General features: G+C 61.1%; 26 protein-coding genes and 2 riboswitches. Of the genes, 18 read left to right on the forward strand and 8 right to left on the reverse strand.

Features of this window, described 5'->3' with window-relative positions; all coding sequences use genetic code 11:
* Positions 1-5 precede the first annotated feature (5 nt).
* On the reverse strand, positions 6-224 hold the full coding sequence (locus F8A10_RS20145; RefSeq protein WP_152366819.1) for a hypothetical protein: 219 nt from the start codon (positions 222-224) through the stop codon (positions 6-8).
* A gap of 302 nt (positions 225-526) precedes the next feature.
* A complete protein-coding gene (locus F8A10_RS21620) occupies positions 527-1,948 on the reverse strand; it encodes a Hint domain-containing protein (RefSeq protein WP_227493539.1) in 1,422 nt (473 codons plus the stop codon).
* A gap of 363 nt (positions 1,949-2,311) precedes the next feature.
* Here F8A10_RS21620 and F8A10_RS21860 point away from each other — a divergent pair, with 363 nt between their 5' ends.
* On the forward strand, positions 2,312-3,004 hold the full coding sequence (locus F8A10_RS21860) for a recombinase family protein (protein WP_152368321.1): 693 nt from the start codon (positions 2,312-2,314) through the stop codon (positions 3,002-3,004).
* Between the two features lie 414 nt (positions 3,005-3,418).
* Here F8A10_RS21860 and ampC read toward each other — a convergent pair whose 3' ends face one another.
* Positions 3,419-4,573, reverse strand: a complete 1,155-nt coding sequence (gene ampC, locus F8A10_RS20160) for a class C beta-lactamase (protein ID WP_152368322.1) — start codon at positions 4,571-4,573, stop codon at positions 3,419-3,421.
* Between the two features lie 127 nt (positions 4,574-4,700).
* Between ampC and F8A10_RS20165 the strand changes: the two genes are divergently transcribed.
* Complete coding sequence (locus tag F8A10_RS20165) at positions 4,701-5,588, forward strand: LysR family transcriptional regulator (RefSeq protein ID WP_085501608.1); 888 nt, start codon at positions 4,701-4,703, stop codon at positions 5,586-5,588.
* A gap of 20 nt (positions 5,589-5,608) precedes the next feature.
* Here F8A10_RS20165 and F8A10_RS20170 read toward each other — a convergent pair whose 3' ends face one another.
* Both F8A10_RS20170 and F8A10_RS20175 read right to left on the reverse strand, forming a co-directional pair.
* A complete protein-coding gene (locus F8A10_RS20170; RefSeq protein ID WP_029372160.1) occupies positions 5,609-6,466 on the reverse strand; it encodes a DUF2189 domain-containing protein in 858 nt (285 codons plus the stop codon).
* Between the two features lie 238 nt (positions 6,467-6,704).
* Complete coding sequence (locus F8A10_RS20175) at positions 6,705-6,962, reverse strand: hypothetical protein (protein ID WP_010396909.1); 258 nt, start codon at positions 6,960-6,962, stop codon at positions 6,705-6,707.
* 159 nt (positions 6,963-7,121) lie between these two features.
* Between F8A10_RS20175 and F8A10_RS20180 the strand changes: the two genes are divergently transcribed.
* Positions 7,122-8,027, forward strand: coding sequence for a LysR family transcriptional regulator (locus F8A10_RS20180; protein ID WP_176224518.1), 906 nt, complete (start codon positions 7,122-7,124; stop codon positions 8,025-8,027).
* Between the two features lie 23 nt (positions 8,028-8,050).
* On the opposite strand, the gene F8A10_RS20185 is transcribed toward F8A10_RS20180, so the two are convergent.
* A complete protein-coding gene (locus F8A10_RS20185) occupies positions 8,051-8,995 on the reverse strand; it encodes a pirin family protein (RefSeq protein ID WP_010396914.1) in 945 nt (314 codons plus the stop codon).
* A gap of 593 nt (positions 8,996-9,588) precedes the next feature.
* On the opposite strand from F8A10_RS20185, the gene F8A10_RS20190 reads away from it, so the two are divergent.
* The 8 genes from F8A10_RS20190 to F8A10_RS20225 all read left to right on the forward strand — a co-directional run bounded on the left by F8A10_RS20190 (position 9,589) and on the right by F8A10_RS20225 (position 17,150).
* Positions 9,589-10,803, forward strand: coding sequence for a metallochaperone AztD (locus tag F8A10_RS20190; RefSeq protein ID WP_152368323.1), 1,215 nt, complete (start codon positions 9,589-9,591; stop codon positions 10,801-10,803).
* A gap of 205 nt (positions 10,804-11,008) precedes the next feature.
* Positions 11,009-11,209: riboswitch (cobalamin riboswitch) on the forward strand.
* A 168-nt stretch (positions 11,210-11,377) separates the two neighbouring features.
* A complete protein-coding gene (locus F8A10_RS20195) occupies positions 11,378-12,397 on the forward strand; it encodes an ABC transporter substrate-binding protein (RefSeq protein ID WP_152368324.1) in 1,020 nt (339 codons plus the stop codon).
* Positions 12,394-13,434 carry a FecCD family ABC transporter permease gene (locus F8A10_RS20200; RefSeq protein ID WP_152368325.1) on the forward strand — a complete coding sequence of 347 codons (1,041 nt, stop codon included), beginning with the start codon at positions 12,394-12,396 and terminating at the stop codon, positions 13,432-13,434. Before F8A10_RS20195 ends, F8A10_RS20200 begins: the two co-directional genes overlap by 4 nt.
* Positions 13,431-14,198: an ABC transporter ATP-binding protein gene (locus F8A10_RS20205; RefSeq protein WP_152368326.1), complete on the forward strand. Its 768-nt coding sequence runs from the start codon at positions 13,431-13,433 to the stop codon at positions 14,196-14,198. The genes F8A10_RS20200 and F8A10_RS20205 overlap by 4 nt, the downstream gene beginning before the upstream one ends.
* A 3-nt stretch (positions 14,199-14,201) precedes the next feature.
* Complete coding sequence (locus tag F8A10_RS20210) at positions 14,202-14,648, forward strand: pseudoazurin (protein WP_152368327.1); 447 nt, start codon at positions 14,202-14,204, stop codon at positions 14,646-14,648.
* Positions 14,649-14,744: 96 nt separating this feature from the next.
* Positions 14,745-15,053 carry a cupin domain-containing protein gene (locus F8A10_RS20215; protein ID WP_193668351.1) on the forward strand — a complete coding sequence of 103 codons (309 nt, stop codon included), beginning with the start codon at positions 14,745-14,747 and terminating at the stop codon, positions 15,051-15,053.
* A 316-nt stretch (positions 15,054-15,369) separates the two neighbouring features.
* Entirely contained in the window at positions 15,370-15,615 is a 246-nt protein-coding gene (locus tag F8A10_RS21795) for a glycoside hydrolase family protein (protein WP_010396939.1), read from the forward strand.
* Between the two features lie 23 nt (positions 15,616-15,638).
* Positions 15,639-17,150, forward strand: a complete 1,512-nt coding sequence (locus F8A10_RS20225) for a phosphomannomutase (RefSeq protein ID WP_010396941.1) — start codon at positions 15,639-15,641, stop codon at positions 17,148-17,150.
* Between the two features lie 46 nt (positions 17,151-17,196).
* Here F8A10_RS20225 and F8A10_RS20230 read toward each other — a convergent pair whose 3' ends face one another.
* Together F8A10_RS20230 and F8A10_RS20235 are read right to left on the reverse strand one after the other, a co-directional pair.
* A complete protein-coding gene (locus F8A10_RS20230; RefSeq protein WP_085501601.1) occupies positions 17,197-17,634 on the reverse strand; it encodes a 6,7-dimethyl-8-ribityllumazine synthase in 438 nt (145 codons plus the stop codon).
* A gap of 71 nt (positions 17,635-17,705) precedes the next feature.
* Positions 17,706-17,834, reverse strand: a riboswitch (FMN riboswitch).
* An 81-nt stretch (positions 17,835-17,915) separates the two neighbouring features.
* Positions 17,916-18,317, reverse strand: a complete 402-nt coding sequence (locus tag F8A10_RS20235; protein WP_152368329.1) for a GFA family protein — start codon at positions 18,315-18,317, stop codon at positions 17,916-17,918.
* A 208-nt stretch (positions 18,318-18,525) separates the two neighbouring features.
* Between F8A10_RS20235 and F8A10_RS20240 the strand changes: the two genes are divergently transcribed.
* The 7 genes from F8A10_RS20240 (at position 18,526) to F8A10_RS20270 (ending at position 26,616) form a co-directional block, all read left to right on the forward strand.
* Entirely contained in the window at positions 18,526-20,001 is a 1,476-nt protein-coding gene (locus F8A10_RS20240) for a nucleobase:cation symporter-2 family protein (protein ID WP_010396947.1), read from the forward strand.
* Between the two features lie 533 nt (positions 20,002-20,534).
* The gene (gene repA / locus F8A10_RS20245; protein WP_010396950.1) at positions 20,535-21,722 is read left to right on the forward strand and encodes a plasmid partitioning protein RepA; all 1,188 of its coding nucleotides are present in this window, start codon (positions 20,535-20,537) and stop codon (positions 21,720-21,722) included.
* Positions 21,719-22,687 (forward strand): plasmid partitioning protein RepB, encoded by a 969-nt coding sequence (gene repB / locus F8A10_RS20250; RefSeq protein WP_152368330.1) that lies wholly within the window; start codon positions 21,719-21,721, stop codon positions 22,685-22,687. The genes repA and repB overlap by 4 nt, the downstream gene beginning before the upstream one ends.
* 185 nt (positions 22,688-22,872) lie before the next feature.
* Positions 22,873-24,030: a plasmid replication protein RepC gene (gene repC, locus F8A10_RS20255; protein ID WP_152368331.1), complete on the forward strand. Its 1,158-nt coding sequence runs from the start codon at positions 22,873-22,875 to the stop codon at positions 24,028-24,030.
* A gap of 177 nt (positions 24,031-24,207) precedes the next feature.
* Positions 24,208-25,221, forward strand: a complete 1,014-nt coding sequence (locus F8A10_RS20260) for a LacI family DNA-binding transcriptional regulator (RefSeq protein WP_085501598.1) — start codon at positions 24,208-24,210, stop codon at positions 25,219-25,221.
* A 68-nt stretch (positions 25,222-25,289) separates the two neighbouring features.
* Entirely contained in the window at positions 25,290-25,958 is a 669-nt protein-coding gene (locus F8A10_RS20265; RefSeq protein WP_152368332.1) for an amino acid ABC transporter permease, read from the forward strand.
* Between the two features lies 1 nt (position 25,959).
* A complete protein-coding gene (locus F8A10_RS20270) occupies positions 25,960-26,616 on the forward strand; it encodes an amino acid ABC transporter permease (RefSeq protein ID WP_085501596.1) in 657 nt (218 codons plus the stop codon).
* The last annotated feature ends 6 nt before the right edge of the window (positions 26,617-26,622 follow it).

The following is a 26,622-nucleotide window of genomic DNA, read 5'->3' on the forward strand; positions in this document are numbered from 1 at the left end:
GGTCATCACAAACCGGTATTCCGGCCGGTCGGATCGCGGGCCTCAGCCGTCTGCGGCGCCATCAGGGCAATCATCGCACCCAGGCTGGAAACGATGCGGCGGGTTTCGCCCTCGGGCACCATCTCTGCCGTTGTCGAGAGAAGCTCCGAGACAACCTTCAGGACCGCCTGCTGCCCGTCTGCGAACCCGGCCTCGTACCAGGACCGATGACTGTCGGAATTCATCAGATACCTCCCCACCAAAGCACCCCATTGCGCATTCGGGCCGAGCAGATGCCGGCGCCCGCCTGCCAGTCGGATTGCGGGTACGTGCGACGGTTCATCCGACACGGGAGAGACCTTTACGGCGCATCATGCGACCCCGGGCCGGATGTGAAGACCGTGCACCACGCATGCCAATCATCCGGCACAAGGCCGCATCGGGTCTGCGGCCGGGCAGACAGGGCCCCGGCGCGCAGATCGGTCAGCCTGCCGCATGTGCCGGGACACGGCCCACGGGCGTGATCCCCGTCGGCATCCCCCGGCCCTTAGTGAAGGGCACGCCCGACGGGATCATGCTCGACAAGCGGGCGGCTGTTCTGCAGATGCCGCACCCCCATCTTGCGCGCCTGACGGCCCGAGGGCAGAAACCGCGCCGGCTGCGGCACATGGGACGGATCCGCAAGCTCGGGGAAAAGCGCGCAGATCTCCTGCACCGCCTCGTCGCCGACGGATTTCAGCGCCTGCGGGCCGGTATAAAGCGACTCGGTCTCGGCCCCGTTCGAGATCACCACCTCGTGCCGGTCGAAGAGGATGTGGAAATACTCGACCTCCTGCACGTCGTCGGCGATGTCGATCCCGTCCAGCAGCACAAGCTGCTTGGCCGCGACCAGAACCTCCATCGCGCCGAACATCTTCTGCGCGATCTTCGAGCGCACCAGCACCCGATGCTGCGGCGAAACCATCAGATCGCTGGCAGGCACCCCCGGCCCCATCGCGCCGGCCCTGATGCGGACCGGACGCAGGTTCGGCATCGTCTCAAGCTCATGCGCCCAGAGCTGGCGCGAGCCGATCCAGCGCACAGGCTGAAGCCCGTGGTCCCGCGTCAGCACAAGATCCCCGACACAAAGATCCTCAACCGCAACCTCACCACGATCCGTCATGAGCAAGGTGCCGCGGACAAAACACACAACCGGAAGCGGGTCATTGCCACCCTTGGCCTTGAACTGCGTGTCGTCAACATACGGCCTGATATAATCTTCAGTCAGTCTTTCCAGTTTATCGAGCCATTTTTTCCAAGGCGCAAAAGCCTCGTCCCTGGCCTTGAGAGCCGCCGCGACTTTCTGCTCATGGGTCATAGTATTCGGATACCCATTATAAGCCTTAAAGAAAGCGTCGTTTGCAACCTTATCAGCATCTGGCCGCAGCAAATCGTAAAGCTTTTTCTGGAACTCTTCCGGCGTCTGGCCATGCGCTGCGTATGTTTTTCCATTAATGGAAAAGCCACCGCCAACAATCGGAGTCTCATATTTGGACAGATCCGTATCACTGACGAAGTAGGTATTCCCATCGGAACCCTTGATCAAATGCCCTTTGATGTTACCGTGAAAGATGCTGATCTGCCCCTGACCCGGGACATCCACAACCTGAGAAGGACTGGTCAGGATGGTTTCCACGGAGCCGACGTAAGTCCCGGTAATTTTCTCGCCATTCGGGAGATGTACAGTTACATCCTGCCCGTTCTTGGCGGTAGACGACGGGTTGCCGTTCGTTCCTTTCGCCGAGATGTGATCAAGCTCTTCCGACCCTTGCGATATGTCGGAATAGTTTCCCTTCCAGTTATCATTGACCTTCCACTTATCTCCATCCTTGACGAGGAGATTGTCATCCACTTTCGTGATATACATTTCATTACCCCACAACCATCGGCACCGCCGTGCCGAGAAACTCGTTACGATCTTGACAAGCACACTTCAGCCGCCAGCCGGATGAACTGGCAGGTCAGCTATTTTTCGAACAAAAAACTACGAGGCCACCGTCAGAGCAGACCCAAAAAATGCCGATTTCTGGCAAAATTTAGCCGGCATCCGTCCGCAGGCCCAAGGCCCGGAGCATTCATAAACGGTGGTTTTTGGCAATTGAGAAAAATCAGGTGTCAGCGAAAGGAATCGCTTGTGAAAACCGAAATTTTGGCGCGCGCGGCAAGACCGCCAAAAACCACCGTTTAAGTCAAGCCGACCCCTCAATTTACATTTTTAAAATACTTAGTATTAACAATTTCCTTGCTCTTGCATGTTTTGAAAATATGCCGTGCAGTATGGAGATATTTCTCAATGATCATTGGTTATGCCCGTGTTTCGACCGACGACCAGCGCCTGGATTTGCAGCTTGCCGCGCTGAAAGAGGCGGGTTGCAAAAATATCTTCCAGGACCACGGCGCCACCGGTTCACACATGGATCGTCCGGGGCTGGAAAACGTGCTGAGAGCGCTGAAACCCGGCGATACGCTGGTGGTCTGGCGGCTCGACCGCCTTGGCCGGTCGCTGACCGATCTGGTGAAATTCGTCGAAGAGCTGGGCAGAAAAGGGTGCGAGTTCCGGTCGCTCAACGAATCCATCGACACCCGCACCTCGGGCGGGCGGCTGATCTTTCACATCATGGCCGCCTTTGCCGAGTTCGAGCGCAATCTGATCAGCGAGCGCACCCGCGCGGGTCTGGTGGCCGCCCGCCAGCGCGGCAGCCGGCTTGGCCGTCCGCGCATCGTGCTGACCGAGGCGGAAATCAACGAGGCACGGCGCGCCATCAAGGAAAAGCGGCAGACGTTGGGCGAAATTGCCGCAGGTTATCAGATATCATCCACCACCCTGAGGCGGCGGCTGGACGCCAGCGCAGAGGGAAAACGCAAGCTTGTCAGACCCTTGCTGAGGGAAACAAAGGCATCTCACCTCCCAGCGCCCCATAAGCAGATGAGAAACGAAATGACTGGCAGGACACCACATAAGGTCGGCCCCTCGCGCCAGAGCTGAACAGCGACCTCGGTTTTCGCCACCAGGGAGGCTATTGCAAAGCCGGTCCTCGAATGGCGCGCAGCCGTATCCTCTGTTCCCGGGCAGGTTCATACCCTGGAAGGCCGATACAATGGGCTGACCCCGCGCCATGAGGTTGCAGGTGGCGAGAGGCCAAGTACCGGCCATACCTCTGTAAAGAGCAATGGCCGGACCGCCTGATACGTCACCGCCGCCGATCAGGTGGGATAAGGCACGGCACCCGGGACGCATAACAAAGCCGGGCCCGGCGGCCCGGCAACGGGCGCCCCTCGGGCTGAGAGTGACCGCAGGCACGCAGGATGCACCTCGGCCAGCAGAACCTAACGGCACGGCCCCTCACGTAATGAGGGGCCGGTCCATCCAGAGCCGACGCATCGCCGCAGGAACCTTGGGTTATTGGCCCGCCGGCAACACCGCCTTGATCAGCGCCAGCCCCGCCTCGACCCGAGCCGGGTTCGGGATGCTGCGGTTGGCAAGGATCACCAGACCCAGATCCTCACCCGGGACCAGCGCGACATAACCGCCAAAACCGTTCGTCGAGCCGGTCTTGCCAAGCAGCACCTCACCGCCCGGGGCTGGCTTCGGCAATCGCGTCGCAGGTTGGCTTTTCATCGCCATCCCGGGCGCGGCCCCGGCCAGAATCTGATCTAGCGGCATCGGCCACGGATAGCGTTCCCAGATCATCGCCTGCTGAAAATACTGCGTTTCCGTCTGGCCCGCATGGGTCTGTGCCATCGCCTTGCGCAGCTCAGGCGGCGCCCCGGACCCATCCAGGTTAAGGTGCAGAAAGCGCAGCATATCGCGCAGGTCGGACTTTATCCCGTAAGCCTCGTCATCCAGCATCCCCGGATTGACGCGGACAGCCCGATCATCCTGACGCGAGTAGCCCCAGGCATAGCGCGACATCTCGGCCTGCGGCACATCGACAAAAGTGCTGCCAAGCCCCAGCGGTTTCAGGACATGATCCTGCAGCGCCTTATCGTAAGTCGCGCCAAAGGACTGGGCTGAGATACGACCCAAAAGGCCGATACTGATATTGGAATAGGACCTCTCACCCCCCGGCACGGGCTGCCAGTCGTGCAGCCAGCGCATCAGGCTGGCGTCATCGCTGGCCTCATCGGGGACCTGAATGGGCAGGCCGCTGGTCTGATGGGTGGCAAGATCCATCAACGAAACCTTTCCGATCGCACTGCCCTTCAGGTCGGGCAGATGGGTCGCGACGGAATCGGAAAGTGACAGGCGCCCCTCGACCTCAGCCAAAGCGGCAAGGGTCACGTTAAAGGTCTTGCTGATCGAGCCCAGCTCGAAGATCGTCCGGTCCGTCACCGCGACACCGCCATCGCGGTCGGCGACACCGGCGGTAAAGACATAGTCCTGTCCCTGCCAGGTCACACCGACAGCAAGCCCGGGAATGTCGTATTCTGACATGACGGGGGCGAAAATCTCGCTTGCCACCTGCTGAAACTCTGCCTCGGTCATAGCCGATGCGGGCACGGCCAAGGCCGCTGCGATCAGGCCAATGCCCGCACATCCATAATTCATTTTCATGTTTCTGCTCTGTTAAAATTGGGGCAAACGCTGTGCCGCGTGCCATGTCTGCCAGTTAAGACAAAGCAAACGGCGGGCACAAACGATCATATTTCACTTTCGTCATGAGATAATCTAATCTCATCTCATGGACCGACCACAACTGCCCCTGAATGCCCTGCGCGCCTTTGAGGTGGCCTCGCGCCACCTGAACCTGACCCGCGCCGCCATCGAGCTTTGCGTGACGCAAGCCGCGCTTAGCCACCAGATCCGCGGGTTGGAAGAGCGACTGGGCGTCACCCTGTTTCGCCGCGTACCGCGCGGGCTGGTCCTGACCGAAGAGGGGATCATGCTCGCCCCGGTTCTGACCCGGATCTTTGACGAAATGTCGGGCGCTCTCGATCGCTTTTCCTCGGGACATTATCATGAGACGATCAACCTTGGCGTCGTGAGCAGCTTTGCGACCGAATGGCTGATCCCGCGGATCGAGGATTTCCAGCGCCTCCACCCCTCGGTTGACCTGCGCATCCACACCAACAACAACCGCGTCGACCTGGCTGGCGAAGGGCTGGATCTGGCGATCCGTTTCGGCGACGGCAGCTGGCATGGCGTGGCCGCGACCCGGCTGATGAGTGGCGCGATGATGCTGGTCTGCAGCCCCGAGACAGCAGGCCGCCTGCGCCGGATCGAGGACTTACCTTCGATACCCCTGCTGCGATCCTACCGCGCCAGCGAATGGGAACGCTGGTTCGCCAGTCAGGGCCTGCCCGCGCCACTGTTACGCGGGCCGGTCTTTGACAGCTCACTGGCGATTGCCGAAATGGCCGCGCGCTCGTATGGCGCGGGGCTGGTGCCGGTTGTTTTGTTTGCGCCATGGCTGCAGAACGGGCGGCTGGTGCGACCCTTTGATACCGTGCTTGCCGCTGGTGACTACTGGCTGACACGGCTGCATGCCAGCCCCGAAACCGCGGGGCAGGCCGCATTCCGCGAATGGCTGACCGCAGCCTGCGCAGAAGATGAGAGCGGCGCAATCTGAAAACACGCCGCCCCCAGAAGTCAGGCGACCGCGCGGCGGTACAGGTGCCAGGTCGCGTGGCCAAGGATGGGCAGCACGACGATCAGCCCGGCAAAAAACGGAATCATCCCAAGAAGCAGCGAGACGGCAACGATCACCCCCCATAGCAGGGTCGCGCCCGGGTTGCGGCGCGCGACGGCAAGCGAGGTCGCCAGCGCCACAGGCACGCCCACCGATCGGTCAATCAGCATCGGAAATGACACAAGGCTGACGCAAAGCACCACCGCCGCAAAGACAAATCCGACAAGAATGCCGATCACGGCCATGGTCCAGCCCGCCTCGGTGGTAAAGGTGGCGGTCAGGAATGCGCGCAGGCTTTCCTGTGGCATCGGCCCCAGCGTCGCGGCCCAGATCTCATGCGCGGCGAATAGCCACAGCACAAAGATCGCGACCAGCAGCATGCCCAATGCCAGAACAGGCCCCAGCACCCGACCAGTCAGGGCAGAGAGGGCCGCGCCCCAGCCGACCTCTTCGCCCCGTTCGCGCCTGCGGCTCATCTCATACAGGCCGATTGCCGCGACGGGGCCGATCAGCGGAAAGCCAGCGGCCAGCGGGAAAAGCAGATGCATTTGCCCTGCGTGAAAGGCCCAGACCGCCAGGACAAAGCCGATCACAGGATAAAGCGCGACGGCCGTGATCACATCTGTTCTCAGAGCGGCAAAATCGGCGATGCCCTTGCGCAACGCGATGCCGATATCCTCGGCGTCGATCTTGTTGACGGCGGGTGGGGCCATCTCATGGCTGCCGATCCCATCGACCGCCGCGCCGACGCCACGACCCACAAGGGCCAGCCTCTGCGCGCTCCAGCTTAACGGATTTCCTATAGTTTCTCGGTGCATGGCTGCATCCTCCCTTTCCCGAAGGGCCCGGAACCGGGCAAGGCATCAGCCAGAGAACCCGGCCCCCGCCCGTGCATATGCCGGGCCGAACCGTCCTCAGTATCAGTCTAGCAGATACAGCCGGAAATTGCATCCATCTAATCGGATGCCCATGCCATGGCAGCATGAATGCTGCGATTTTCTGAAATCAGACGGGCACAGCCAGCAGCCATGCCCGCGCAAGGCCCTTTGTTGCCAGCTACTTGCCCGCCGCCCGCAGGCTGGCGTCGATGTAGCACAGCGCCTCAAGCGCCATATCGGTGTTGACCCGCGTGGTCAGCTGTCCCGTCCCCGATGCAATCTGAGAGAGATACCGGCGCATGGCCTCCAGCGAAATTTCCCCATCCTCGGCGATGGATGCAAGGGCGATCTGCCCAACCGTAAAGGCGACCATGTCCGGGCTGCCCAGAAACTCGGGCGACCGGCGACGTGCGCGCAGGCTTACCGCTTCAATCATTAATCTCTCCTCGCATTGCAAAATATCGTTCGAAAAAGTGAAGGCATGGCCGCAAAGATGCGCCCAGGCCGAAAGTTCATATACTGCAGAAGCATCACTCTCTTGCAGCAGCTTGTTAACGAATTCAAATGAAGTAACGTTGCATGCGGAATGCACAAAATGAATAATAAGCGCCTGGACCTGAATCTGCTGACCGTGCTTGATGCCGTGGCCAGACGTGGCTCGGTCTCGGACGCAGCGCGGGAACTGCACCTTAGCCAGCCTGCTGTCAGCCATGCCCTTGGACGTTTGCGCAACCTGACCAAGGACCGGCTGTTCGTCAGGTCAGGCAACCGGCTTGTCCCCACATCGCGCACGCTGGCGATGATCAACCCGGTGCGCAGCCTTTTGCAGCAGGCCGCCGTCATGCTGGCGCCAGAACAGTTCGATCCACAGGCAAGTAAGCGCAGCTTTCGCATCGCGGCCTCGGATTATCCGCTGCTGTCGATCGTTCCGGGTTTTTCCGCTCGCCTGCGGCGCGAGGCGCCAGGCGTCAAACTGGCACTGCAACCCGCCAATCCCGAAAACCTTGCCGATCTGTCGGCAGGCAATCTTGATGCAAGTTTCTGGACCGGAGGCCCGCCGGGGGAGGGTTGGTCGCTGACCCCCCTGCTGGATGAAACGCTGATCGGGGTCTGCGGGCCGGACCATCCCTTTGCTGGTGGACAAGAAATCGGCATCGAGACCTGGGTCGCGCAGTCCCATGCCATCGTCGCCTATGGCAGCATGTCGCATAATCCGATCAACAGGGCGCTGGCGGCGCTGGGGATATCGGAACAGATCACCCTGATCAGCCCCTCATATTCGGGGGCAATGGCGGCGCTGGCGCCCGCGCGGCTGATCATGGCCCTGCCCCGCCGGCTTTTGCCGATCGCCAAGACCTTCCGCCTTGCGGCCTTCCCTCTGCCGGTCGAAATCCCGAGCTTTCCCTATGGCCTGTTACGCCATCGCCGGACGCTAGAGGACCCGGGCCTCGACTGGCTGACGAACCTGCTGGTCACGCATGTCCAGCAAGAGATCTGGTGACAGCGCAGCCTGCCGACAGCCGCTTAACGCAGGCTGTCAGGCAATGGGATGAATTCATTCTCATCACCCGGGGGCAGGCGAAAGCGGCCGTGATCCCAATCGCCCTCGGCCCAGGCCTGCTTGGCTGAATCTATCCGTTCGCGTGACGAGGCGACAAAGTTCCACGAAATATAGCGCGGCCCGTTCATCGTCTCGCCGCCCAGAACCATCAGCCGCGCGCCCGTCTCGCCCGCCTTCAGGCTGATGTGGTCACCGGGGCGGAACACCATCATCCGACCGGCCTCAAAGGTCTCTCCCGCTACCAGAATACTGCCTTCGACGACATAGACACCGCGGTCCTCATGCTCATCCGGCAGTGGCAATGCGGCACCCGCAGACAGGATCACATCGGCATAAAAGGTCTCGGTAAAGGTCTTGACCGGGGCGCGTTCACCCCACGCCGTCCCAAGGATCAGGCGGGCCTGCTTGCCCTCGGCCTCAAGGAAAGGCAGCGCTTCTTTGCCGTGATGTTCAAAGGCGGCGGGGCGGTCCTCCTGGCTTTCAGGCAGCGCAACCCAGGTCTGGATCCCAAAGAGCGAACCGGGACGCTGGCGCATCTCAGCGCTGGTGCGTTCGGAATGGGTGACGCCATTGCCGGCGATCATCCAGTTCACCTCGCCCGGATAAACCATCTGATCGGCCCCGGTGCTGTCGCGGTGGTGAAACTCGCCCTGATAAAGATAGGTCACCGTCGCCAGCCCGATATGAGGGTGGGGCCGCACGTCGATGCCGCCCCCGGTCAGGAACTCGGCCGGGCCCATCTGGTCAAAAAAGATGAACGGCCCCACCATCTGCCGGCGCGGCGCGGGCAAAGCGCGACGCACCTCGAACCCGCCCAGATCGCGGGCGCGCGGGATGATCAGCGTCTCGATCGAGTCGAGACCCATGTTTTCGGGGCAATCCGGGTTCTGAGTGGGGTTCCAGCTCATCCGAGCCTCCTGCTCTTGCTATGACGATGTCCGGGCCAGCCTAGCAGGTCTTGCAACGGACCGCATCAGCGTGGTCGAGATCGTAGCCAAACCGCCGCCATTGCCCGCACCGCCGGACAGCGACGCCCGCTTCTCGACCAGCATTCGGCGGCTCTGTGGCCTATCCCCGGCAAGCCTTTGTGCGGTAATTGGCACTGAACCGCCGCTGGCGCGGAAATGCTCCTGATCGGCCCTGCCCGTCAGGTCATGCGTGATGCTGTATCACGATCATGGTGAAAGGCGGGCTCAGAACCTCGCTACAGCGAACACATGTTGTCCGCCGCATGGAAGCTCCGATGGCGATCTCTGTTTTGTCCGGGAGTAAGCGGCGCTCCCCCTGATCCGCAGATCCGGCGGCATTTTCCCGAGGCAAGTCTCTTGTCGTTCCATTTTGTTAATGTAATAACATTACTAAACTGAGTCCGTCGCCAGCGATGCTCCGGTCCCGCCCCGGAACTGCAGTTTTCTGCAGCCGGTCCCTGCTGCCCTGCAGGGACCAGCGGAAACCGGGCAAGCTAACCGCAACCCATTCCGAACGACCAAGGAGGCTAATCATGCTCAGACAATTTGCGGGTGCCAGCGCCCTGACCCTGATCCTTGCTGGCACCGGCATTGCCCATGACCACAAGGATGACACCGTTTACCGTGTCTTTGTGGGCGATCATGAGAAAGGACAGATCACCGCCTTTGACCTGTCCAAGCCCGCGCATCGCTGGACTTTCCAGACCACTGGACAGGTCAAGCTTTATCCGGTCGCGGGCGGTGCGGTGGTCGCCGCAGTCCAGTCCGAGGCCGATACCGTGCAATTCATCCGCAGCGGTATCTCACTGCACGATCATGGCGATCATCAGGACCTTGAGGTCAAAGAACCCGCAGCCATCGACCTGCACCTGTCGGGACCCCGGCCCTTTCACCTTGTCGCCCATGACGGCAAGGTGGTGCTGAATTATGACAAGGGCAGCTATGCCGAGATTCTCGACAGCGCCGCGCTGGCCGCGGGCAAGGTCGAGCCGGTGAAGTTCCCACAGGCCCGCGCCCATCATGGCTTTGTCACGCCACTGGGAAAAAGCTGGCTTTCGACCGTCACCTCGGACGAACCGGTCGAGGGCGATGCCTCGGTACCGCGTCTGGGCCTGCAAGCCTTTGACGCCAAAGGCAACCCCACGGGCAATCTGGCCACCTGCACCGCCATCCATGGCGAGGCTTTCTCGGGCGCCTATCTGGCCGCCGGTTGCAAAGAGGGCGTGCTGACCGTCAAGGCGGGTGATCAGGGGCCGGAATACAGGCTTTTGCCCTATCCCGAGGATCTGCCCAAAGATGTGACCACCGGGACCCTGCTTGGCTCATCCGGGATGCAGATCTTTCTGGGCAATTTCGGACCCAAGGGCCTGGTTGTCATCGACCCCGAAGAGGCCCCGCATTATCGCTATATCGACCTGCCGTTCCGCCGGGTGGATTTCGCGCTAGACCCAGCCAGCCCCGCGACAGGCTATGTCCTGACCGAAGATGGCAGCCTGCACCGTGTGAACCTGCTTGACGCCGCTCTCAGCGACAGCACCAAGGTCACCGCGCCATATTCGATGGACGGCCACTGGAACGATCCGCGCCCGCGCATTGCCGTCGCCGGGGACGAGATCGTGCTGAGCGACCCGAATGCCGGGCTGATCCGGCGCATCTCGACCAAGGATTTCAGCGAGGTCGGCACCGTACCGGTCGAAGGCAGGCCATATAACATTGCCGTGGTCGGCGGCAGTGGCGTAACCCACTGATATAACAGCTGATCCGCTTTCATGACCTGACAATTTCAGATGCGCCGGCCGGGCTCTATGTGACGCGCATCATGCGAGGGCCGGAAAGGCCACGACAGGATACACCACTCCCCCATCCTGACGCGGTTTTCCTTGGCCCTTCCCGGCCTGTGGGGGCGGTCCCTGCCATGGAAGCCAGATTTACCTTGTTCATCCGCAATTTGGCGGGTAGTTGCCCGGTGTCGGTTTCCATATGGAATTGAAAGGGAATCCGCCACCGGACCTGTCCGGTGAACCGGAACTGCCCCCGCAACTGTAGGCGGCGAGGACATCCACGAGAATGCCACTGTGGCCATGCGCCACGGGAAGGCCGTGGAAAGCCCCGCGACCCGCCAGTCAGGAGACCTGCCGACACCCGTTTCAACGCAGCCCGGGCGGGGTGTCCGGGGAGGTGTTCGATGAATTTGCCCAAAGGGTGCCTTGCCGCGCCCGTCCCAGCCAGCATCAGGCCCTGCCGCAAGGCAAGGGCGCTTGTCAGTTTTTGGGCCGCTCCTCTCCTCCCGTCCCTGGCTGCCCTCACAACCGGAGACAATTCATGTTTGCCCGCACACTGACTGCCGCGCTGCTTGGCGCGGCCACCATGATCCTTGCCACCCTGCCCGCAGGCGCACAGACCCAATATCCGCTGAGGCTGCAAAACTGCGGCGTCGATCTGACCATCAGCCATGCACCTGACAGCGTGGTCAGTGTCGGACAGGCCGCGACCGAGATCCTTTATTCGCTGGGGCTGGCCGACAAGGTCCAGGGCACTGCCGTCTGGTTCAGCGAGGTCCTGCCCGAATACCGCGAGGTGAATGCCTCGATCGAGCGGCTGGCCGACAACGATCCGAGCTTTGAATCGGTGGTGGCGAAAAAGCCCGGCCTGGTCACTGTGCAATACGAATGGCACATCGGTCCCCAAGGAATCGTCGCCACGCGTGAGCAATTTGCCGATGTCGGCATCCCGACCTATGTGCTGCCCGCGGACTGCTGGAACAAAGACAACAGCAGCGGCTCGGACGGGACCCGCAATGCCATGTTCCAGATGGAATCCGTTCATGCCGGCGTTCTTGAACTGGCACAGATTTTTGACGTGCCGGAACGGGGTGAGGCACTGGTCGCCGATCTGAAGGCGCGCGAGGCGGCGGCAGTTGAAAACGCCCGGTCGCTGAACCTGAAAGATGCCTCGGCCGTGTTCTGGTTCTCGTCGGCCGAGATGGACGTTGATCCCTATGTCGCGGGCCGCAAGGGACCACCCGCCTATATGATGGAAAAACTGGGGCTGAAGAACGTCATCGAAAGCGATGAGGAATGGCCGACCGTCAGCTGGGAGACCATCGCCCGCGCCAATCCTTCGGTCATCGTCATCGCCCGGATGGACCGTCGCCGGTTCGAGGCTGACGATTACGAACGGAAGCTCGAGTTCCTGAAGTCCGACCCGGTAACCAGCCAGATGGAGGCGGTTCGCAATGACCGGATCGTGGTGCTTGACGCCCATTCGATGGACCCCTCGATCCGCAATGTCTCGGCGCTTGAAACACTGGCCGGGGCACTGCCGGCCTTTAACCTCGAATGACGGTCGCGACGGTCCGCAGCTATCGCCCGCGCGCGCCCGCGTGGCGATGGATCTTGGCAGGCAGCCTTTTGACGGTGGCGATCCTTGCCGGGGTTATCATCGGCGAAATGCCCCTGCCGCCTGATACCGTGCTGGCGGTGCTGGCCAACAAGCTGTTTGGTGCCGGATATCCGGTGGATTCGATCAATGCGGCGATCATCTGGAATTATCGCATGCCGCGCACTTTGGTCGCGGCTGCCTGCGGCGCGGGACTGGCGCTGTCCGGGGTGGTTTTGCAGGCGTTGATCCGCAACGCGCTGGCTGACCCCTATCTGCTGGGGGTATCAGCAGGGGCGTCGACCGGCGCGGTCGCGGTGACGATCCTTGGCCTTGGCGGCGGCGCGCTGGGCCTGTCATCGGGCGCCTTTGCCGGGGCGCTGTTGGCCTTTGGCCTGGTCGCGGCGCTGGCCCGAGCTGCCGGAGGCGGCCCCGCCCAGCTGGTATTGGCGGGGATCGCGGGTTCGCAGCTGTTCAACGCGCTGACCAGCTTTTTCATCGCCAGGTCGGCCAATGCCGAACAGGCAAGGGGCATCATGTTCTGGCTGCTCGGCAATCTGTCGGGCGTGCGCTGGCCGGATGTGTCGCTGGCGGCTCCGGCAGCCCTGATCGGCTTTCTGGCCTGCCTTTGGCATGTAAGGGCGCTGGATGCCTTTTCCTTTGGTGCGCAATCGGCAGCGGCACTGGGCATTTCCCTGCGCCGGGTGCAGGGGGTGCTGATCGGCACGACCACGCTGATGACCGCGACCATGGTCAGCCTTGTCGGCTCGATCGGTTTCGTCGGGCTGGTCGTGCCCCATGCCATGCGCTTTGCCGTCGGCCCCCGGCATGGCCGGCTGGTGCCATGGTCGGCGCTTGCAGGCGCGGTCTTTCTGATCGCGGCCGACATTGTGTCGCGCATACTGATCCCCGGTCAGGTGGTAGCCATCGGCGTGGTAACTGCGCTGGTCGGAGCACCGGGCTTTGCCCTGATCCTGATCCGCAACCGGGGCCGGACATGAGACTGAGGACCGCCAATCTGGGCTGGAGGGCCGGTGTCCGTCCCATTGTCGAGGGTGTGACGCTGGAAATCGCGCCGGGCGAGACCTTTGGCCTGATCGGGCCGAACGGCTCGGGCAAATCCACGCTGCTGCGGCTGATTGCCGGGCTGTTGCCCCCCTCAGCCGGAAGGGTGTGGCTGGGTGAGACCCCGCTTGCCAGCCTGTCCCGGCGCGAGGTCGCGCGCCGGATCGCCTTTGTCGAGCAACAGGCCGAAACGACCGAGGCACTTACCGTCCGCGACGCGGTCGGGCTGGGTCGAACACCATGGCTGGCAGCACTGTCCCCCTTTGGCGCGGGCGATGCGGCCATCGTTGAGCATGCGCTATGTGCGGTTGGAATGGAGCATATGGCCGGGGCGCAATGGCAAACCCTTTCAGGCGGAGAGCGCCAGCGTGTCCATATCGCCCGCGCTCTGGCCCAGCGCCCACGCCTGCTGCTGCTGGACGAACCGACAAACCATCTGGACATCCATCACCAGCTTGCACTGCTGCGGCTGGTCCACCGCCTGCCAGTAACCGTGGTTCTGGCGCTGCATGACCTTAATCAGGCATTGGGCTGTGACCGTATCGGCGTCATGGCCCAGGGCCGGCTGATCGCCTGCGGTCCGCCCGCCAAAGTCCTGACCCCTGAACAGCTGGCCAAAACCTTTCGCGTTGGCGCGACAGCTTTGACCGATCCTGTCGACGACACCGTCCTTTTCCGTTTCCGCTGTCTTGAGGAGTGACTGATGAAATCCGCCCTTCTTGCCTTCATGCTGCTGGGCACACCCGTCCTTGCCGAAACCCATGAGGTGCGGATGTTCAACCGTTCGGACCGGGGCGTGATGGTCTATGAGCCATCGTTTCTGCGGATTGCGCCGGGCGACACGGTACGCTTTGTCCCGACCCAGCCTGGCCATAATGCCGCGTCCATCGACGGGATGATCCCCGAAGGGGCCAAGCCTTTCAAATCCCGGATCAATGAGGATTTCAGCGTCACCCTGACCGTCCCCGGCAGCTATGGCATCAAGTGCAGCCCGCATTTCGCCATGGGCATGGTGATGCTGATCGAGGTGGGCGAGGCCCCTGCCCCCGCCCTGCCCGACGATCTGCCGCCAAAGTCACGCGCGCGGTTTGATGAGATATTGGCACGCCGTACGCCAGGGGCGCCCCCTCCCCCTCCTGAAAAAGGCTGACCGGCCACCATCTTAGGCCCGGATGGCAGGATTATCCTGCGATTCCAATCTCTTCATGTTCGTCATCCACCATCATCTGTTTGGGAGACCGGGCCGATGCTGATCGAGACGCACAAGACAAGGACCGAATTTCACCCTCCATCCTCAACCCTTTCCCATCGTGCAAAGCGGCTGACGCCGCAATATTGGGCAAAGCCCTGGGGCCGCGATGACGGTATTCCGGCCCCTTCGGACGCCCAGCCGCTGGGCGAGATGATCTTTGACGCAGCCAAGACGGGGCTGGTCGTCAAATGGCTGCAAACCAATGAGCCGCTTTCCATTCAGGTGCACCCACAGCGGGGCGCGGGGCGAAAGCACGGATGGTGGATGTCGCCGATACCCCGCCCCGGCGCCTTACGCCTATAGCGGCACAGCCATCGCTTCAGAGCTGCTTATCACCCATGATTTCCGCCGGTTCCGGCTGCGGCCTCTGACCGGTCCGGCCAGCGGCAACAAGGGGACGGCGCAGTTCCCCGCCGGCTGGACGGGCAGTTCGCCATGATTGCGCGGCAGGACAATGAAAACCTGTTCCCGATCCGCTCGGACGACCTGTTTCACAGGCACGAAGGCGAAAGGATCGCAGCCCCCCTGCACCCATGGGAACTGGTGCAGATCGGCAATTGCAGGGCCTCCGGTCGAACTGGACGAGGGTTGGCTGATCCTGACCCATGGCGTCGGGGCCATGCGTAAATATTGCATCGGGGCGATGCTGCTGGACAAGGCCGATCCCACCCGCGTATTGGGTCGGTCACGGGTGCCGCTGCTTTCGCCTTCGGATGCCGGGCGCGAAGTCATGTGCCCAATATCGTTTATACCTGCGGCGCACTGGTCCATGCCCGGGCATCTGTTCATGCCCTATGACATTGCCGACAGCGCCGTCGGTTTCGCCACTGTCCGGCCCGGCGCGCTTGTCGAATCGCTGGACTGACCGTCCTGCATCGAGGTTCGACCATGACTGAAAAACCCTTTACCACCAGCGACCTGATGGCGGAAAGCGGCGTGGGTTTCGGCACAAGCGGAGCGCGCGGACTGGTCAGCGCCCTGACCGACCGCGTCGCCTATGGCTATACGCAGGGCTTTTTGCGTCACCTGCGTGATGTCGGCGAGTTCCGGCCCGGCACCAAGGTCGCATTGGCGGGCGATCTGCGCCCCTCGACCCCGCACATCCTGCGCGCCTGTGCCGCGGCCATCCGCGACGAAGGCGGCGAGCCGGTCTTTTGTGGTCATGTCCCGACCCCCGCGCTGGCCGATTACGCCTTTGCCCGCGCCATCCCCTCGCTGATGGTCACGGGCAGCCATATCCCCGACGACCGCAATGGCATCAAGTTCCACCGCGCGAAAGGCGAGATTCTGAAACCTGACGAGGCCGGAATGACCCGTCAGGTGCTGACGCTGGACCGCGCGCGCTTTGATGCGGACGGCGCGCTGATCAACCCGCCCCCCCTGGGCGAGCCTGTCGATATCACACAGGGCTATGTCCGCCGCTATGTCGACTTCTTTGGACCCGAGGCACTGGCGGGGCTGAGGCTTGGGCTATACCAGCACTCGGCCGTGGGGCGCGATATTATCGCCCGGATCCTTGCCGCTCTTGGGGCCGAGGTCGTGCCTTTGGGCCGATCGGACAGTTTCATCCCCGTTGACACCGAGGCGCTGCGTCCCGAGGATATCGCACTTGCCCGCGAATGGGCCTCCGAGCATCAACTTGACGCCATCATCTCGACGGATGGCGATTCCGACCGGCCTTTGCTTGCCGATCATCGTGGGGAATGGTTGCGCGGCGATATCCTTGGGCTGCTTTGCGCCCGGGCGCTTGGCGCGGATTGCGTGGTCACCCCGGTCAGCAGCAATACTGCGCTGGAGCTGAGCGGCGCTTTCGCCCGCACCATCCGCACCCGCATCGGATCGCCCTATGTCATCGCCGCGATGGATGAGGCCGGACAGGACGGCGCAGGCATCGTCTGCGGTTATGAGGCGAACGGCGGCTTTCTGCTTGGTAGTGATATCGCCCGTGACGGACAAGAAATCCCGGCCCTGCCGACGCGCGATGCAGTCCTGCCCGTCGTCAGCGTCCTGGCTGCTGCAAAGCAGCGCAGTCTGGCCGAGCTTTGCGCCGATCTGCCCCCACGTGTGACCTTCAGCGACCGGCTGAAGGACTTTCCGACCAGCGACTCTCAGGCGATCCTTGCCTGGCTGACCTTGGGATCCGAGACCGAACAGCGCGCCCGGATCGACGCAGAATTCGCGGGCCTTGCTGGTGGGGCCCTGTCCCGTATCGACCAGACCGACGGGCTGCGTATGCATTTCGAGGGCGGCGCGATCATCCACCTGCGGCCCTCGGGCAATGCACCCGAACTGCGTGTCTATACCGAGGCAGAGAGTGAGGCACGGGCCAGCGCGCTGAACGCCCAGGCGCTGGCGCTGGTCCGCGACCGGCTGGCCCCGCGGGCGCGGCAGGGGACCTGATCCCCGCCGCCGGGCAACCCGAGCGGCGGGGATCAGGTTTTCAGGATCAGATTTTCAGATCAGCGATCTGGCGGACGGCCTGAGCCGCCTCGGCGCCCTTTTTCACGAAATGAGCATGGAAAAAGCCGTGATGCTCGGCGCTTGGCTGAAAGTTATGCGGGGTCAGGCTGACCGAGAATGTCGGTATCCCCGTTTCCATCTGCGCCTGCATCAGCCCCGAAACCACCGCTTGCGCGACAAAATCATGGCGATAGATGCCGCCATCAACCACCAGCGCGGCAGCGACGATGGCATCAAAATCGCCCGACTGGCCAAGCTTTTTAGCCAGCAGCGGCATTTCGAACGCGCCAGGCACGTCATAGGTCACAATCTCGGTCTCCCGGCCCGATTGCTGCATATCCTGCCGAAAGCCGATCAGCGCCTGATCGACGATATCAGCGTGCCAACGCGCCTTGATAAAGGCAATTTTCAGTTTTTGGGTCATTTAGGAACCTCCTGTATCCAGAACGGTCCCAAGGCGATCGCGGCCGGTGCCGACACGCAAAGCGTCGGTCCGTCCATTCTCTTTCATCCGGACTATACCGTCGGCCCCGGAATTTCGCCGGATCTGCTGACCCTGCGGAATGCAGGCGCTCGCGGGCTATCACCGCCGGTGGGGAGTTTCACCCCGCCCCGAGAACAGGCGCAATATTGCGGCCCGTGCCGGCAAAGGCAAGAGCCGCCGCAACACGGATATCGGACCGGATCGTCAATCACATGGATCGTTCACGACGCCCCGCCTTCGTCATGACTGATCGGATCGCGGTCACGGGGATAACCCTTTAGCTTTGGGAACGGCGGCAGCCAGGATTCGCGCCGGATGGTCCATAGCTCATAGCTGGGGCCAAGCTGGCCGGGACTGTCGAGAGCACCAAGACTGATTTCGACCTCATCGCCGGTGCGCGCAAAGACCGAAGAGCCGCAGCGCGGGCAAAAGAACCGCCCGGCAAAGTCGCGGGTTTTCCCCCTGACCGTCACCGCCGCATCCGGAAAGATCGCATAGGCGGCGAAAACCGCACCATGATGCTTGCGACAGTCAAGACAGTGGCATAGGCCGACGCGGTAAGGCTGGCCCCTTGCCTCGATGCGGACATCTCCGCACAGGCAACCGCCGGTGAATCGCTCCATGATTTCCTCCATCAACAGGCAGCCTGGCACTGCGCGCACGGCTTGCCAACCGGGAGCGGGGCCGGGCGCCGCGAGGTGAACAGTTCAGTTTTTAATAAATCTTAACTCAGCATAAAGGTTTCCTTTAAGGTCGTCCCCGCCGGATCCCTATAAGTTCCCCAAACCTCAAGGGGAGAGAGCAAATTTGCGGAAAGAGGGGGAGAACGCCTTGGAACACCCAGCGACTGCCAGGACCAAAATTGCATTACGGCCAGAGGATGAAAGGCTGAGCCTTTTTGCGAATCTGGCCTATGGCATCCAGCACATCCTGACCATGTACGGCGGCATCGTCGCCGTTCCCCTGATCGTCGGGCAAGCAGCGGGGCTATCGGCAAGCGACATCGGCCTGCTGATCACGGCCTCGCTTTTTGCCGGCGGAGCCGCGACCATCCTGCAAACCATCGGCCTGCCGTTCTTTGGCTGCCAGTTGCCGCTGGTGCAGGGCGTGTCCTTTGCAGGTGTCGCCACAATGATCGCGATTTCGGGCAATGGCGGGATACAGGCGATCTTTGGCGCGGTCATCGCCTCATCCCTGTTGGGGCTGCTGATCACACCTGTCTTTTCCCGCATCACGCGGTTTTTTCCGCCATTGGTCGCGGGCATCGTCATCACCACCATCGGTCTGACGCTGATGCCGGTCGCGGGGTCATGGGCCATGGGCGGCAATCGCGCCGCAGCCGATTTCGGCAGTCAGGCCAATATCCTGCTTGCCGCCGTGACCATGGTGATCGTGCTATTGCTAAGCAAGGTCGGCAACGCGGCGATTTCGCGGCTGTCCATCCTGCTGGCATTGGTGATCGGTACGCTGATCGCCTATGCTTTTGGCATGACCGATTTCTCGCGCGTGTCCGAAGGACCGGTCTTTGCCCTGCCCCAGATCTTTCACTTTGGCTATCCGACCTTTGGCGTGGCAGCGATCATTTCGATGTTCATCGTCATCCTCGTGACACTGGTCGAGACCTCGGCCGATATTTTTGCCGTGGGCGAGATCGTCGGCACCAAGGTCGATTCGCGGCGTCTGGGGGACGGGCTGCGTGCAGATATGCTGTCGAGCATGCTCGCGCCGGTCTTTGGCTCTTTCACGCAAAGCGCATTCGCCCAGAACGTCGGCCTTGTCGCCGTCACCGGGGTCAAGAGCCGCTATGTCGTCGCCACCGGCGGGCTGATCCTTGTCGCGCTGGGACTTTTCCCGATCATGGGCCGGGTCGTCGCGGCCATCCCCAGCCCGGTTCTGGGCGGCGCGGGGATCGTTCTTTTCGGCACCGTCACCGCCAGCGGTATCCGCACCCTGTCGCGGGTGGATTACGCCAACAACATGAACCTGATCATCGTCGCGACATCAATCGGCTTTGGCACCATCCCGATCGTGCTGCCTGGTTTTTATGATCAGTTCCCGGCCTGGGTCGAGACGATCTTCCATTCAGGGATCAGCTCTTCGGCGCTTATGGCGATCACGCTGAACCTGCTCTTCAACCACTTCACCTCGGGCAACCCCGATCAGCCCTCGGTCTTTGGCGCGGCTTCTGAACGGACGATCCGCTATGCCGATATCGCGCAGCTGCAGGACGGGGATTATTATGTCAACGGCAAACTTTACGACGCCGAAGGCAATGAGGTACCGCTGATTGCCGTTGGCCATCACTGAAGATGTCCGCAGGCGGATTGCAGAGGACCGAGGAGGCGTACCTCCCCGGTCCTTTGCTTTTGTGGCGACTGATTCACGAATCGGATTAGTTAAGATCAATGGGGGGTGGCGTCGGCTTTGCGACAAAGGGCCCGACTGAAAGTCCGGGCACCAGAACTCACAACTTCAGTTCCTTGCTGGCGCTTTCTGATGAGGGATGTTATTCTGTCTGCAACGCTGCGCGCCCCTTTCTGTGGCTTTCTTACTCAATCGGCTGCGTTTTAAATTCAGCATATTTACAATATCTTATATGCTCATATCCGCAGTTTTCAGCCTGTTTGCATTTCACATGAACCCAGGCCTGAATCCGCCCCGGACAGGCCCTGCCCTGCCCGTCTGATCGGGCTGATCGCGCGGCGGATGAGATGCTCTCCCACCCCCTGCCCGGCTGTCTGGGCAAAAATGCTTGCAACAATGGGTGAATCAAGGAATAGTCACGAAAAAGCGCGGCCAAACGACAAAAACCGTGAACACGCCGCAACCGGAGCAGGCAGATGAGCAAGGACAGCGGTCAGGAAGACCTGAATTCCGTGATCCGTCAACATTCGGAATGGCTGGCGGCGCAGTTGCATGCCCAGCGGGAAAGTCTGTTCCCGCCGGATGCCCACAAGTCGATGCGGAAATTCACCTCGGGCGAGGCAGCGGCGCTGCTCGGGATCAATGACAGCTATTTGCGCAAACTGCATCTGGACGGCAAAGGCCCTTCGCCCGAACTGACGGCTGGAAACCGGCGGCTTTATTCCGCGCAGGATATCCAGGACCTGCGGCAACTACTTGAAAAGACCGCAAGAAAGCCGGGTGACTATCTGCCCGGGCGGCGACCGGGGGACCACCTTCAGATCATCGGGGTGATGAACTTCAAGGGGGGCTCGGGCAAGACCACCACCTCGGCGCATCTCGCGCAGCGGCTGGCGCTCAAGGGTTACCGGGTGCTTGCAATCGACCTTGACCCGCAGGCGTCGATGACGGCGCTGCATGGCGTTCAGCCCGAGTTCGACCTGCTGGACGGCGGCACGCTTTACGACGCTATCCGCTATGACGACCCTGCCCCGATCCGTTCGGTGATCCGCAAGACCTATATCCCGAATCTGGACCTGATTCCGGGTAACCTTGAGCTGATGGAGTTTGAGCACGAGACCCCTCGCGCCCTGTCGCAAGGCAACGCCGGCCTGTTCTTTTTCCGTGTCCGGGAGGCGCTGGCTCAGGTCGACGATGATTACGATGTGGTGGTGATAGACTGCCCGCCGCAACTGGGGTTCCTGACCATGTCGGCACTATCGGCATCGACCGGAGTGCTTGTCACCATCCACCCCGAAATGCTGGACGTCATGTCGATGAGCCAGTTCCTGCGCATGACAGCCGATCTGATGGACGTGATCGCGGAAAGCGGCGCCGATATGTCGCATGACTGGATGCGCTATCTGCTGACCCGCTATGAGCCGACGGACGCACCGCAAAACCGCATCGTCGCCTTTTTGCGCACCATGTATGGCGACAAGGTGCTGAATGCACCGATGCTGAAATCGACGGCGATTTCGGATGCCGGGCTGACCAAGCAGACGCTTTATGAGGTGGACCGCACGGCCTTCACCCGGTCGACCTATGACCGCGCGATTGAAAGCCTGAACGCAGTCAATGACGAGATCGCCCAGCTTATCCAGAAGACCTGGGGGCGTTCATGACCGACAGCAAGAAAAGGCGCATGTCGTTGTTGGACAATCTGGCACAGGCCAGTGCCGGAGGCGGCGTCAGCTCGATGATGACCACCAATAGGGCCCTGCGTTCGGCCCGTGATGCCGTGGACAGCCACCGGATCTGGGAGCTGGATCCCAAGCAGATCACCGATGATCGGGCAGCCGACCGTCTGGACCCAAAAGACATCGACGATCTGCGCGCCTCGATCGAGGCAGTGGGACAAACCGTGCCAATTCTGGTGCGTCGTGACCCGTCTGATCCTGATCGCTATCTGCTGGTCTATGGCCGCAGGCGGCTGGAGGCAGTGCGCGCATCAGAGCGGGTCAGCAAGGTCCGCGCCATGATCGCCGCGATGGATGACAAGGCAGCGCTGAGGGCGCAAGCATCTGAAAACACAGCAAGACGTGATCTGAGTTTCATAGAACGAGCGCTGTTCGCCCAAGAGCTGACCGAGAACGGATTCGGCTCGCAAGCCGAGGTCGCTGAGGTCTTGAACGTGACCAAATCGGCGATTTCGATGGCCCTTTCAGTGGCGCGCGCTGTCGGTCAGGACCTTGCCCGCGCGATTGGTCCGGCCCATGGTATCGGCCGTCCACGTTGGGAAGCCCTGGTCAAGGATATGCAGGCCACGGGGCTTGATACCGCCGAACTGATCGCCATTGCTGAGCGGACGCATCGCGAATCTGGCCCCGATGTTGCCGATCCGTCGGTTGCAGCGTTCGAGGCGGTTACCCGTCGTTTAAGAAAGGCTGCCACCCTGCCCTCTTCGACGACTCGTCCCACGTCACGGTCGCTGACGCTTGCCGGCAAGGCCGCGGGCCGCGTCACCCGCACCAGGGATGGGCTTCGGTTAGAGATCAGGACCCAGGATCAGGATTTTGCGGACTGGCTGCAGGAACAGGCCAATACCGCATTAGAAGAGCTTCACGCCCGCTGGAAAAATAAGGGCTGAGGAGAGAGCAGTAGTAAAAAGAAAACAGGCAAGGAGGCACGAGCAGGCAAAAGAAAAGGTCCCGCAAAGCATACACCTTACGAGACCCCTTTGATCGTAGCAAATCCAAGGTAGTCGTCGTTGGCGTCAACTGCAAGTCCGAAGTGATTCGCAGTACGGGATTTTTTTGTCTTCGTGATAGAAAAATGGGTTATATTCCCATAACGTCGTTTCGGCGAATGGTGGATGCTGTCCAATTGCAGCATCTTGGGCAGCAGGCGCAGCCCCTGCCCGCGCGTCCGGTGGACAAATGGCAGGTATTGCGCGAACTTGCGATAGCTCGCAGCCGGTTTGGACTGTCTGACCGGGACATTACGGTGTTGCAGGCTTTGCTGAGCTTTCACCCCGGGAATGAGCTTGCCGCCCCCGAAAAGCCGGTCGTTCATCCTTCAAACGCTACGATCTGCGAACGGCTGAATGGCATGCCCTGTTCGACCATGCGGCGGCATCTCGGCAATCTGGTCGATGCGGGCGTAATTCTGCGCCGCGACAGCCCTAACGGCAAACGCTATGTGCGGCGTGGACCAACGGGACCGCATGCCTTTGGCTTTGACCTCTCACCGCTCGTGCGTCGCTTTGCCGAAATCAGTGCCGCAGCCGATGAAGTGCGCGCAGAAGAACAACAGCTTGCCGCACTGCGCGAAACCATCAGCCTGATGCGACGTGATTTGCGCGGACTGCTTGACTACATAGCTGCCGAAAACTTTCCTTCCCACGCGGATCGCTTTCACGACCTCTTGTCTCTGACCGGTCGTGCTCTGCGCCGCAAGCTGGACTGTGATGAGCTAAAGCAAATCGAAACGCAGCTTCAGCAGGCCCTGGACATGCTGCACGACCAGCTAGATCCGCCTGCCATCGTGTCCCCAACAGAGGAAATGAGCAGCAATGACATCGAAAATGAGCAGCACTATCAGAATTCAAACTCTGAATCCTATGAATCTGAAAAAGGCGAAAATACTTGTGTGACATCAGCTGAACAGAGACGGATGCCACTTGGGTTGGTACTGTCAGCGTGCCAGGAGATAAGAGGCTATTCATCCGAACCAATTCAGCACTGGACCGATTTCGTAAAGCTTGCCGAGAAAGTCAGACCCATGATGGGGATATGCTCATCAGCCTGGGATGAGGCAAAGCGCAGAATGGGCGCAGAGGAGGCCTCGGTTACGCTTGCTGCAATGCTTGAGAGGTTCGCCGCTATCCGCTCACCAGGGGCATATTTGCGAAGCCTTTCTGCAAAGGCAGCGGCAGGAGCTTTCTCTTCAATGCCCATGGTGCGTGCTTTGGATCGGTGTCTGGCGGCCTGAGTTCACAACTGTGAACCTTGGCGGCAGGCAGGGAAACCGTGTGATTATTCCTGGCATGCCTGATCCACACGCACCAAAGCTTCGGTATGAACATCCACCACCTGTTGCTCGGTCGCCCTAGTCTTGACATCAGCCCTTCAGGGGAAGGCAGATAGCAACAATAAATGGGAGGAAAGAATGCAGCGCAAACGAGTCACGCTTGGCCAAGTTGCACAAGTTGCCGGGGTTTCGCGGGCTACCGTCTCGCTGGTGGTTCGAAAATCACCCCTGGTCGCTGAGCAAACCCGGGAACGGGTCGAGCAAGTCATGGCCGAACTTGATTACGTCCGCGATATTGGTGCGGCGCGGCTTCGCAATAACAGCAGCCGTACGGTGGGCGTCATTGTACCAAACCTCGTGAACTCATTCTTCACCGAATTTCTGGCTGGCGTCGAACAGGTGATGGGCGAAGAAGATCGCGTTGTGCTGCTTGCCAATAGCCAGGACGATTTGCACCGTCAGCGCGAGATACTTCAGCGGTTTCGCGGCCATGGTGTTGATGGCGTAATCCTGTGCCCGGCAGAGGGGACCAGTGCGGACCTTCCGGCACAACTGCACAGCTGGGGATTGCCGGTGGTGCAGTCGCTGCGTGAAGTAGGACAGGGCAGCACCGATTACGCCGGCGCGGATTATGTCGAGGGTGTTAGATTAGCAGTCCAGCATCTGGTTCACCTTGGACGCCGCCGCATCACCTTCCTCTCAGTCGCTGCAAAAACCTCCGCACGAGAAGAGCGGCTTATCGGTTTTGCCCGTGCTATAGCCGAAACCTGTGCCGAAGATGGCGGCATTGTCGAGACTGATCTGAGTTGGGAGGGTAGCGCCAATTCCGCCGCCGCAGTGCTTGCACTCGACAATCGCCCCGATGCCGTTCTGTGCTTTAATGATATTCTTGCCGCAGGGTTGATGCTGGGTCTGCGCGATGCCGGAGTAGAGCCGGGCCGTGATCTGGCGGTAGTCGGTCTGGACGATCTGCCATTGGCAAAGCTGACCTATCCGCCTTTGACCAGTGTCGCCATGAACCCCGCAGGGATTGGGGCCGCTGCAGCAAGATTGCTGGCACGCCGCCTTGCAGATGCTGATGCCCCGGTTGAACGTTCCATCATAGCTCCACGACTGATTGTCCGGGACAGCAGCGCGCTAAACGTGAATTGACTTTTTTCTTCATCTTGTTTTAGAACGATCTAAATTAAGGGAATCGAGGCATCCGCAAGGGAGGGCAGATGTATCAGTTCAACTTCCAGCCAGTACTCGCCAATCTGGATCTGCTGATCCATGGCGCGTGGCTGACGGTGAAACTGTCGCTGATGGCGATGATGCTCGGGCTGATCGTTTCGGTCCTTGGTGCGGTGGCGAAAACCTCGGGCATCCGGCCTTTGCGGTGGGTGGCCGACATCTATGTCGAGGTGATCCGGAATACGCCGTTCCTCGTGCAGATCTTCTTTATCTTTTTCGGCCTTCCTGCGGCGGGGATCAGCCTGTCACCGAATGTCGCGGCCTTGGTCGCGTTGGTGGTCAATGTCGGTGCCTATGGAACCGAGATCATCCGCACCGGTATCGAGTCCATCCCCCGCGGTCAGGTCGAGGCGGGCAGGGCGCTTGGCCTGAGCCCCGTGCAGATATTTCGTTATGTCATCATGGTTCCAGCGCTGCGGAACATCTATCCCTCGCTGACCAGCCAGTTCATCTACCTGATGCTGACCTCAAGCGTCGTTTCGGTGATTTCTGCAAATGATCTTGCCGCGGCCGGGGCCGATCTGAGCGCGCGTACCTTTGCCAATTTTGAAATATATCTGGTCCTGACGATCATGTACTTTCTGCTGGCTCTGGGATTTTCGACCCTGTTTGCGGGCATTCGGCGCATCTTTTTCTCTTACCCTGCGAGCCGCTGAGATGATCCGCGCGTTTTCCTCTGCCGACCTCTTCTTCATCATTTCGGCTGTGCGCTGGACGCTGATCCTGTCAGTCATCGCCTTTCTGGGCGGGGCCGTTGGCGGAATGGTTGTCGCATTGGCACGAACTGCACAGGGAGGGATGCGACGGCGGGTGGCCGCGGCCTTTATTCAGGTGTTTCAGGGCACGCCTCTGCTGATGCAGCTGTTTCTGGTCTATTTCGGCCTTGCGGTGATCGGCCTGCCCATAGATCCGCTTTTGGCGGCAACTGTGGCGCTGACCCTTCATGCCAGCGCCTACTTGGGCGAAATCTGGCGCGGCGCGATCGAGGCTGTCCCTTCGGGCCAGACCGAGGCTGCGACTGCGCTTTCCCTGTCCTATATCGACCGGATGCGCTATGTCGTGCTGCCGCAGGCGATGCGGCTTGCGACTGCGCCAACCGTGGGTTTCCTTGTCCAGCTGATCAAGGGCACCTCGCTTGCCTCGATCATTGGCTTTACCGAGCTGACCCGGGCCGGACAGATCATCAACAACGCGACCTTCAAGCCGTTTCTGGTCTTTGGCACGGTGGCCGCGCTTTATTTCATCCTGTGCTGGCCGCTGTCGCTTCTGGCCCGGCGTATCGAGGCACGTATGCGGCTGGCTGTCACCCGATGACACGTC

This window comes from Paracoccus kondratievae (genome assembly GCF_009301415.1).
In the GTDB taxonomy this organism is placed as follows: domain Bacteria; phylum Pseudomonadota; class Alphaproteobacteria; order Rhodobacterales; family Rhodobacteraceae; genus Paracoccus; species Paracoccus kondratievae.

Excerpts from the sequence above, each read along its gene's own strand:
- repA (WP_010396950.1), top strand. The coding sequence starts at position 20,535 with ATGAGCAAGGACAGCGGTCAGGAAGACCTGAATTCCGTGATCCGTCAA.
- F8A10_RS20260 (WP_085501598.1), top strand. The coding sequence starts at position 24,208 with ATGCAGCGCAAACGAGTCACGCTTGGCCAAGTTGCACAAGTTGCCGGG.
- ampC (WP_152368322.1), bottom strand. The coding sequence starts at position 4,573 with ATGAAAATGAATTATGGATGTGCGGGCATTGGCCTGATCGCAGCGGCC.
- repB (WP_152368330.1), top strand. The coding sequence starts at position 21,719 with ATGACCGACAGCAAGAAAAGGCGCATGTCGTTGTTGGACAATCTGGCA.
- F8A10_RS20175 (WP_010396909.1), bottom strand. The coding sequence starts at position 6,962 with ATGATTGAAGCGGTAAGCCTGCGCGCACGTCGCCGGTCGCCCGAGTTT.
- F8A10_RS20190 (WP_152368323.1), top strand. The coding sequence starts at position 9,589 with ATGCTCAGACAATTTGCGGGTGCCAGCGCCCTGACCCTGATCCTTGCT.
- F8A10_RS20205 (WP_152368326.1), top strand. The coding sequence starts at position 13,431 with ATGAGACTGAGGACCGCCAATCTGGGCTGGAGGGCCGGTGTCCGTCCC.
- F8A10_RS20145 (WP_152366819.1), bottom strand. The coding sequence starts at position 224 with ATGAATTCCGACAGTCATCGGTCCTGGTACGAGGCCGGGTTCGCAGAC.
- repC (WP_152368331.1), top strand. The coding sequence starts at position 22,873 with ATGGGTTATATTCCCATAACGTCGTTTCGGCGAATGGTGGATGCTGTC.
- F8A10_RS21795 (WP_010396939.1), top strand. The coding sequence starts at position 15,370 with ATGCGTAAATATTGCATCGGGGCGATGCTGCTGGACAAGGCCGATCCC.
- F8A10_RS20215 (WP_193668351.1), top strand. The coding sequence starts at position 14,745 with ATGCTGATCGAGACGCACAAGACAAGGACCGAATTTCACCCTCCATCC.
- F8A10_RS20230 (WP_085501601.1), bottom strand. The coding sequence starts at position 17,634 with ATGACCCAAAAACTGAAAATTGCCTTTATCAAGGCGCGTTGGCACGCT.
- F8A10_RS20165 (WP_085501608.1), top strand. The coding sequence starts at position 4,701 with ATGGACCGACCACAACTGCCCCTGAATGCCCTGCGCGCCTTTGAGGTG.
- F8A10_RS20210 (WP_152368327.1), top strand. The coding sequence starts at position 14,202 with ATGAAATCCGCCCTTCTTGCCTTCATGCTGCTGGGCACACCCGTCCTT.
- F8A10_RS20200 (WP_152368325.1), top strand. The coding sequence starts at position 12,394 with ATGACGGTCGCGACGGTCCGCAGCTATCGCCCGCGCGCGCCCGCGTGG.
- F8A10_RS20185 (WP_010396914.1), bottom strand. The coding sequence starts at position 8,995 with ATGAGCTGGAACCCCACTCAGAACCCGGATTGCCCCGAAAACATGGGT.
- F8A10_RS20225 (WP_010396941.1), top strand. The coding sequence starts at position 15,639 with ATGACTGAAAAACCCTTTACCACCAGCGACCTGATGGCGGAAAGCGGC.
- F8A10_RS21860 (WP_152368321.1), top strand. The coding sequence starts at position 2,312 with ATGATCATTGGTTATGCCCGTGTTTCGACCGACGACCAGCGCCTGGAT.
- F8A10_RS20265 (WP_152368332.1), top strand. The coding sequence starts at position 25,290 with ATGTATCAGTTCAACTTCCAGCCAGTACTCGCCAATCTGGATCTGCTG.
- F8A10_RS20195 (WP_152368324.1), top strand. The coding sequence starts at position 11,378 with ATGTTTGCCCGCACACTGACTGCCGCGCTGCTTGGCGCGGCCACCATG.
- F8A10_RS20270 (WP_085501596.1), top strand. The coding sequence starts at position 25,960 with ATGATCCGCGCGTTTTCCTCTGCCGACCTCTTCTTCATCATTTCGGCT.
- F8A10_RS20170 (WP_029372160.1), bottom strand. The coding sequence starts at position 6,466 with ATGCACCGAGAAACTATAGGAAATCCGTTAAGCTGGAGCGCGCAGAGG.
- F8A10_RS20180 (WP_176224518.1), top strand. The coding sequence starts at position 7,122 with ATGAATAATAAGCGCCTGGACCTGAATCTGCTGACCGTGCTTGATGCC.
- F8A10_RS20235 (WP_152368329.1), bottom strand. The coding sequence starts at position 18,317 with ATGGAGCGATTCACCGGCGGTTGCCTGTGCGGAGATGTCCGCATCGAG.